The organism is Actinomadura sp., assembly GCF_044508335.1.
GTDB lineage: Bacteria > Actinomycetota > Actinomycetes > Streptosporangiales > Streptosporangiaceae > Spirillospora.
In genome coordinates, this window is sequence record NZ_JBIQHY010000070.1 from 25,178 (window position 1) to 32,662 (window position 7,485).

8 protein-coding genes and 1 pseudogene are annotated in these 7,485 nt (G+C 77.9%); 8 read left to right on the forward strand and 1 reads right to left on the reverse strand.

The annotated features are described in order from the left end of the window. The 3 genes from ACIWVC_RS22225 to ACIWVC_RS22235 form a co-directional block, all read left to right on the forward strand. A partial coding sequence (locus ACIWVC_RS22225; protein ID WP_396454527.1) for a DedA family protein occupies positions 1-441 on the forward strand: 441 nt, incomplete at its 5' end. 125 nt (positions 442-566) lie between these two features. Continuing rightward, a complete protein-coding gene (locus ACIWVC_RS22230; RefSeq protein WP_396450940.1) occupies positions 567-1,322 on the forward strand; it encodes a phosphatase PAP2 family protein in 756 nt (251 codons plus the stop codon). A gap of 200 nt (positions 1,323-1,522) precedes the next feature. Further along, entirely contained in the window at positions 1,523-2,161 is a 639-nt protein-coding gene (locus ACIWVC_RS22235; RefSeq protein ID WP_396450942.1) for an NADPH-dependent F420 reductase, read from the forward strand. 206 nt (positions 2,162-2,367) lie between these two features. Here ACIWVC_RS22235 and ACIWVC_RS22240 read toward each other — a convergent pair whose 3' ends face one another. After that, the gene (locus ACIWVC_RS22240; protein WP_396454528.1) at positions 2,368-2,571 is read right to left on the reverse strand and encodes a hypothetical protein; all 204 of its coding nucleotides are present in this window, start codon (positions 2,569-2,571) and stop codon (positions 2,368-2,370) included. Between the two features lie 836 nt (positions 2,572-3,407). Between ACIWVC_RS22240 and ACIWVC_RS22245 the strand changes: the two are divergent. From ACIWVC_RS22245 to ACIWVC_RS22265, 5 genes and pseudogenes are all read left to right on the forward strand, one after another. Continuing rightward, positions 3,408-3,494, forward strand: a pseudogene (locus ACIWVC_RS22245) (hypothetical protein); the annotation flags it as partial. A 603-nt stretch (positions 3,495-4,097) separates the two neighbouring features. Then, entirely contained in the window at positions 4,098-4,763 is a 666-nt protein-coding gene (locus tag ACIWVC_RS22250) for a response regulator (protein WP_396450963.1), read from the forward strand. A gap of 77 nt (positions 4,764-4,840) precedes the next feature. Further along, on the forward strand, positions 4,841-5,512 hold the full coding sequence (locus tag ACIWVC_RS22255) for an RNA polymerase sigma factor (protein ID WP_396450946.1): 672 nt from the start codon (positions 4,841-4,843) through the stop codon (positions 5,510-5,512). Continuing rightward, positions 5,509-6,279 (forward strand): methylated-DNA--[protein]-cysteine S-methyltransferase, encoded by a 771-nt coding sequence (locus tag ACIWVC_RS22260; RefSeq protein ID WP_396454529.1) that lies wholly within the window; start codon positions 5,509-5,511, stop codon positions 6,277-6,279. The genes ACIWVC_RS22255 and ACIWVC_RS22260 overlap by 4 nt, the downstream gene beginning before the upstream one ends. A gap of 151 nt (positions 6,280-6,430) precedes the next feature. Beyond that, positions 6,431-7,485: NAD-dependent epimerase/dehydratase family protein (locus ACIWVC_RS22265; RefSeq protein ID WP_396450950.1), on the forward strand; the 1,055-nt coding region annotated here is incomplete at its 3' end.

A 7,485-nucleotide genomic window follows, 5' to 3' on the forward strand; every position in this document is an offset into this window, starting at 1 on the left:
GGCGGGCGGCTGGTGCGGGGGCTGCGGCCGGGGACGCGGCGGCATGCGGTGTTCGCGTGGGCGGGGGGTGCGCTGGCCGAGCGGGGCGGGCTGGTGCTGGTGGTGGCGCGGTATGTGCCGGGCGGGCGGACGGCGGTGACGGCGGCGATGGGCGCGGTGGGTTACCGGTTGCGGTGGTTCTCGTTGTTCGCGGCGGTGGCGGCGGTGTCGTGGTCGGTGTACGGGGTGGTGCTGGGCGTGGTGGGCGGGGCGGCGTTCGAGGGCGATCCGGTGCGGGGTGCAGCGGTGGGGCTCGGGTTGGCGCTGGCGGTGACGGGCGCGGTGGAGGGGGTGCGTTTCGTGCGGCGGCGCCGCCGGGCGGCGGCCGGTGGGCGGGGGCCGCGGCGGGACGCGGAGGCGGCGGGGCGGGCCGAGCGGGTGGGGCCGTTGTCCGGCGGGTGATGGCGGGAAAGTGACAGGCTTTCGGTGATGGTGGCCGTAGGGTGAACTTCGGCGGTCGGCCCGGTGTCTCAAGGGTGTCGGCCCATGGGTGTCGGGCGGGGCCGCCCGCGAGTGTGAGGGAGAGCATGGGAGCGCCGGATTTCAGCGCCGATCTGTACCGGGAGATCACCGATTTCGCGCAGGGGACGCCGTCCTGGGTGCATGAGGCGGCGGACGTGGGGACCGACGCGGGGCTGCTGCTGTTCGCCGTGCTGTTCGTGGTGGGCTGGTGGCGGGCCCGGGGTCTGGACGCGCGGGCGATGGGGCTGGCGCTGGCGGCGCCGTTCGCGGTGGTGTCGGCGTATCTGGTGAGCGAGGTGTCGAAGTCCTTCATCGAGGAGGAGCGGCCGTGCCGGGCGGTGGCGGGGGCGGTGCACATCGCGGCGTGCCCGCCGCAGGGCGACTGGTCGTTCCCGAGCAACCACGCGACGATCGCGGCGGCGTCGGCGGCGGCGATCGTGGTGGCGTGGCGGGCGATGGCGCCGGTGGTGCTGCCGCTGGCGGCGCTGATGGCGTTCTCGCGGGTGTTCGTGGGCGTGCACTATCCGCATGATGTGGCGGCGGGGTTCCTGGTGGGGGTCGTGGTGGCGCCGGTGGTGGCGCTGGTGCTGGTCCGGGTGCTGGGTCCGCTGGTGACGTCGTTGCGGGGCGTGGCGGCGGGCGCGGTGCTGCTGGGTGCCGGTCCGGCCGTGGCGGGCGCGCCGCTGGGAGGGCCGTTGCCGCATGCCGGTATGGGCGCGCCGGCCGGTGCGGCGCAGGTGAACGCTCCCCTGGAGGACGCGGCTGTGACGATGCCGGACGTGATGGGCGGCGTGACGCGCCGCCAGGGCCCTCTCCCCTAGCCGAGACGGGTCGGCGGGGCCGTCCCGGTGGTGCTGCGGCGCCGCCGGGGCGGCCCTTTCTCGTGGGCGCGCGGTTCGGGTTCTGCCCTCTCCCCCGGTGTCATAGCCGTTGGTTATCACTGCGGGTATTGGACGGGTCGGGGGTGGTCCGCCCAGCATGGGCCGCGTTGCGACCACGGTTGGAAGGCGGGGACGGCGAGATGCGGATTGCGGTGCTGGGCACGGGCGAGGTGGGGCGCGGGCTGGCGTCGGCGCTGGTGGGCGCCGGGCATGAGGTGGCGCTGGGGTCGCGGACCGCGGACAATGCGCGGGCGGCGGAGTGGGCGCGTGAGCACGGCGGCCGCCACGGGGACTTCGCGGGCGTGTGCCGGGACGCGGAGGTGGTGGTGAACGCCACGAACGGCGCGGCGTCGCTGGAGGCGCTGGGGGCGGCCGGTGATCTGTCGGGCCGGGTGGTGGTGGACGTGGCGAATCCGCTGGACTTCTCGGCGGGGTTCCCGCCGGCGGTGCTGGCGCCGGGCGGGCTGAGCCTGGCCGAGCGGATCCAGGAGGCGTTCCCGGGGGCGCGGGTGGTGAAGACGCTGAACACGATGAACGGGACGGTGATGGTGCGGCCGTCGTCGGTGCCGGGGCCGCATGTGGTGTTCGTGTCGGGGGACGACGAGGACGCCAAGCGGGTCACGGCCGGTCTGCTGGGGGGTTTCGGGTGGCCGGGCGAGCGGATCGTGGATCTGGGGCCGCTGTCGACGGCGCGGGCGGTGGAGCAGCTGGTGTCGCTGTGGCTGGTGCTGTACGGGCGGCTGGGCACGGCGTCGTTCAACTTCGGGGTGCACCGCTGACGCCGACAACGCGCGGGCGCCGCCGGCGAGGCCGCCGCCGACCTGGGCGATGACGCGGTGGGCGACCTTCGGGGACAGGTAGGCGGCGCCGCCGGCGACGGCGCGGACGCCGGCGATGAGCTCGCGGGGGTCGCCGGATTTGAGGAGGAAGCCGCCGGCTCCGCCGGACAGGGCGTGGGCGATGTACTCGTCCTCGCCGAAGGTGGTCAGGATGATGATGCCGGTGGCGGGGGCGGCGCGGCGCAGTTCGCCGGCGGCGGCCAGGACGCCTGCCCGGGCCGCGGCGGGGACATCATGCCGGTGGCGGCGGGGAGGGCCAGGGCGGCGTACAGCAGGACGTCCTTGACCAGCGCGCCGCGGGTGGGGCGGCGCGCGGCGGCGCGCAGCGCGGACGGCCGCAGCGCGCGCACGCCAGCGGTCGCGGCACCGGTCGCGGCGGTGCGGGCGGTGGCGCGGGCGGGTGCCGTGGGCCGCGGAGGCGTTCACGGGCCCCGCGCTACTGGCCGGTTAACTGCGGTGTTACTGCCGAAGGTCAGGGGTGCCCCCGGGGTGAAGATCGCGGGGCGGGGTGCGGCTGAACTACGGTTGGCCCGTGACAGCGCCTCCGATCCGCCGTGCGATGCGGGCCCGGCTGCGCCGCCTGCGGGACCTGGCGCGCGGCCCGGCCGGCGACGCGGCCCTCGCGGCGGCGGCGCTGGTGGTGACGGTGTGGCTGAGCGAGGCGGCCGCCAAGCCCGGGGACCGTCCGCTGTGGCCGGGCGGGCTGGCGCTGATCGCGGTGGGGACGCTTTCGCTGGCGTGGCGGCGCCGGTTCCCGGTGGCGGTGCTGGCGGTGGCGGTGGCGGTGCCGCCGCTGTACTACCCGTTGGGGTATCCGGACGGGCCGGTGGCGGTGCTGCTGTGGGTGGCGCTGTTCAACGCGGCGGTGGAGTGCCGGCTGGTGGTGTCGCTGGGCGCGGTGATCGCCGCCAACGCGGGGTTCCTGGCGCTGTCGCTGGCGGCGGGCGGGGACCGCAGCGACGACCCGGACGCGATCACCGACGCGCGGGGGGTGGCGTCGTTGACGCTGGGGCTGCTGGTGATGGTGGCGCTGGGGCAGTACGTGCGCGGCCGGCGGGACCGGGCGGAGGCGGCCGAGCGGCGCGCGGCGGAGGCCGAGCGGGACCGGGAGGCCGAGGCGCGGCGCCGTGCGGTGGCCGAGCGGCTGCGGATCGCGCGGGAGCTGCACGACGTGCTCGCCCACCAGATGTCGCTGATCAACGTGCAGGCCGGGGCGGCGCTGCACCGCCGCGGCGACCCCGAGCGGGCGTATGCGGCGCTGGAGGCGATCCGGGCGGCCAGCAAGGAGACGCTGCGGGAGCTGCGCGGGGTGCTGGGCGTGCTGCGGCAGGTCGACGGGTACGACGCCGACGGGTACGACGTCGGCGGGTCCGGTGCGGGGGCGGGCGGGCCGGCGGCGGCGCCGTCGCCGGCGCCGTCGCTGGCGCGGGTCGGTGAGCTGCTGGACCGGGCCGCGCAGGCCGGGCTGCAGGTGCGGCGGTCCGGTGATCTGCCGGAGCCCGGGGCGGCGGGGACGGCGGTGCTGGAGGCGGTGCCGGCGCCGGTGGGGCCGGCCGGGTGCCGGATCGTGCAGGAGGCGCTGACCAACGCCGTCCGGCATTCGGGTGCGGCGGCGGTGGCGGTGGAGGTGCGGTGCCTGCCCGATGCGGTGACGGTGGTGGTGGAGGACGACGGCGCCGGCCCGGGGGGGCGGGGCGGCCGCGGAGGGCAACGGGCTGCGGGGCATGCGGGAGCGCGCCGCGGCGGTCGGCGGGGAGCTGACCGCGGGACCGGGCCCGGCGGGCGGGTTCCGGGTGGCGGCGCGGCTGCCGCTGGACGGCGGCGGCCGGCCGGGCCGCGCGGCGGACGACGAGACGGCGGACATGGAGGAGAGCGCGTGATCCGGGTGATGCTGGCCGACGACCAGACGCTGGTGCGGGCGGGGTTCCGGTCGATCCTGGAGGGCGAGGACGACATCGAGATCGTCGCCGAGGCCGGGGACGGGGAGCAGGCGGTGGCGCGCGCCCGGGAGCTGCGGCCCGACGTGGTGCTGATGGACATCCGGATGCCGGTGCTGGACGGGCTGGAGGCGACCCGCCGGATCATCGCCGACCCGCGCCTGGCCGGCGTGCGGGTGGTGATCTTGACGACGTTCGACCTGGACGAGTACGTGTACGGGGCGATCAAGGCGGGGGCCAGCGGGTTCCTGGTGAAGGACACCGAGCCGCCGGAGCTGATCCACGGGGTGCGGGTGGTGGCGCGCGGCGACGCGCTGCTGGCGCCGGCGGTGACGCGGCGGCTGATCGCCGAGTTCGCGTCCCGGATCTCCGCGCCGCCGCCCGCCGCGGAGCTGAACGCGCTGACCGACCGGGAGCGGGAGGTGCTGGAGCTGGTCGCGGCGGGCCTGTCGAACGAGGAGATCGCCGGGCGGCTGGTGCTGTCGCCGGCGACGGCGAAGACGCATGTGAGCCGTATCCTGGCCAAGCTGGGGGCGCGGGACCGGGCGCAGCTGGTGGTGCTGGCCTACGAGACCGGCGTGATCCGCCCCGGCTGGCTCGGCTGACCCCCGCCCGCCCCGTGCCGTCCCGGGGCGTTCCGCGAGCGGTGCAACCGGGCGGGCGGGGGCGGTGTTGAACGGATGTGACGGTTACGGACGAGGCTGCTGCGCGCGCCCCGGCGGGCGGCGCCCGCGACGCGGCGGGCGCGCAGGTCGCGGCGGCGCTGGCGCGGGACCTGGACGAGGGGTTCGCGGCCCTGTACGAGGCGTACCGGGGCGCGGTGTTCTCCACCGCGCTGCGGCTGTGCGGGCGGTGGGCCGAGGCCGAGGACCTGTCGGCGGAGGCGTTCCTGCGCGCCTACCGGGCGCTGGCCGGGTACGGGCCGGACCGCGTCGCGGGGCTGCGGCCGCGGGCGTGGCTGCTGGCGATCCTGACGAACGTGTGGCGCAACAGCCTGCGGTCGGCGGCGCGGCGCCCCGCGTCGGCGGGCCCGGTCGAGGACGTCGCGGACCCGCCCGACCCGGGCGAGGGCGTGGAGGACGCCGCCGCGCGCCGCGAGACCGGCCGCGAGCTGGCGGCGCTGCTGGCCGAGCTGCCGGCGGCGCAGCGGGCCGCGGTGGTGCTGCGGCACGTGACGGATCTGCCCGTCGCCGAGGTGGCGGCGGTGCTGGACCTGCCGGAGGGCACCGTGAAGTCGCACGTGTCGCGGGGGCTGGCGCGGCTGCGGCGGCTCCGCGCCGACCGGCAGGAGCCGGACGGAGGACCGGAACGGCAGACGCCGAGAGGGCAGACGCAGGGAGGGGGTCCGCGATGACCGGGACCGACCGGCCGGAGGGCGAGCTGGCGCGGGAGCTGGCGGGGCTGGCCGCCGATGCGCCGCCCGCGCTGCTGGACCGCATCGCCGCGCGCCGCGTCCGCGTGCCCGGGCCGCTGGAGGACGGGCCGCTGGCCGGGTTGCAGGTCGCGTTCACCGACCGGGGCGTGGCCTTCCTGCGCGCCGGGATGGGCGAGCGGGAGTTCGCCGAGGCGTTCCGGTCCCGGTTCGCGCGGCCGCTGCTGCCCGCCGCTCGCCCCCCGGCCGGGCTGCTGCCGGCGCTGCGCACCGGCCGGGCCGGGGGGCTCGCGCTGGACCTGCGGGGCCTGAGCGACTTCGAGGCCGCCGTGCTGGCCGCCGCCGCGCAGATCCCGCGCGGGCAGACCCGCCCGTACGCGTGGGTGGCGGCGCGGGCGGGGCGTCCGCGGGCGGTGCGGGCGGTCGGGTCGGCGCTGGGCCGCAACCCGGTGCCGCTGCTGATCCCCTGCCACCGGGTGACCCGGTCGGACGGGTCGCTGGGCGACTACGTGTTCGGCGCGGAGGCCAAGGAGCGGCTGCTGCGCGCCGAGGACGTGGACGTCGACGGCGCGGCCGAGCTGGCGCGGCGCGGGGTGCGGCTGGTCGGCTCGGACACCACCGGGATCGTGTGCTACCCCACGTGCGGGGACGCGCGGCGGATCGGGCCCGGTCACCGGCGCGGGTTCGCGACCCTGGCGGCGGCGCGGGCGGCCGGGTACCGCCCGTGCCTGCACTGCCGCCCCACCTGACCGGCCCCCGCCGGCCGGGTGCCGCCCGGCCGGGTGCCGCGCCCGGCGGCGGGGCGCGGGCATAGATCGGCGCAGGCCGGGAATGGGGCCGTCCACCTGCGGGGACGCGCCCGTCCCGCACCGAGGACCGCCGACCGAGGGGGAGATCGCCATGCGCGTCGTCGTCACCGGCGCCACCGGCAACATCGGGACCAGCACGCTGCGCGCGCTCGCCGAGGACCCGGCCGTCACCGCCGTCACGGGGCTGAGCCGGCGCGAGCCCGGGCCGGGCGCGGCGCGGGAGACCGACCCGGCCGGCACCGGCAAGATCGAGTGGGCGGAGGCCGACGTCACCGACAGCGACCTGGTGCCGCTGATGCGCGGCGCCGACGTCGTGATCCACCTGGCGTGGCTGTTCCAGCCCACGCACCGGCCCGCGGTCACCTGGGACGCCAACGTGATCGGCAGCGGCCGGGTGTTCGACGCCGCCGCCGAGGCGGGGGTGCCGGCGCTGGTGTACTCCTCGTCGGTCGGCGCCTACTCCCCCGGCCCCAAGGACCGCGCGGTGGACGAGTCGTGGCCGACGCACGGGTGGCCGGGCGCCGTCTACTCGCGGGAGAAGGCGTACGTGGAGCGGCTGCTGGACGCGTTCGAGGCCGCCGATCCAGGCCGCCGCGTGGTGCGGCTCCGGCCGGGGTTCGTCTTCGAGCGGCAGAGCGCCGGCGAGCAGCGGCGGCTGTTCGCCGGGCCGCTGCTGCCGGGCCGGCTCGCCCGCCCCGACCTCATCCGGGTCGTGCCGGACATGCCGGGCCTGCGGATGCAGTTCCTGCACTCCGCCGACGCCGGGCAGGCGTTCCGGCTCGCCGCGACCCGGGACGTGCGCGGCGCGTTCAACATCGCCGCCGATCCCGTCGTCGACGCCGCCGAACTCGCCGACCTGCTGGGCGCCCGCACCGTCCGGGTGCCGCGGCGCGGGGTGCGGGCCGCGCTGGCCGCCGCGTGGAACCTGCACCTGGTGCCCGCCTCGCCCGGCCTGTTCGACCTGGCCTTGGAGATCCCGGTCATGGACACCTCGCGGGCCCGCACCGAGCTCGGCTGGACGCCCCGGCACAGCGCCCGCGAGGCGTTCGCCGAGTTCCTGGAGGGGCTGCGCGCCGGGTCGGGGCGCGACACCCCGCCGCTGGCGCCCGGCACCGGCGGCCCCGCCCGCGCCCGCGAGTTCGCCAC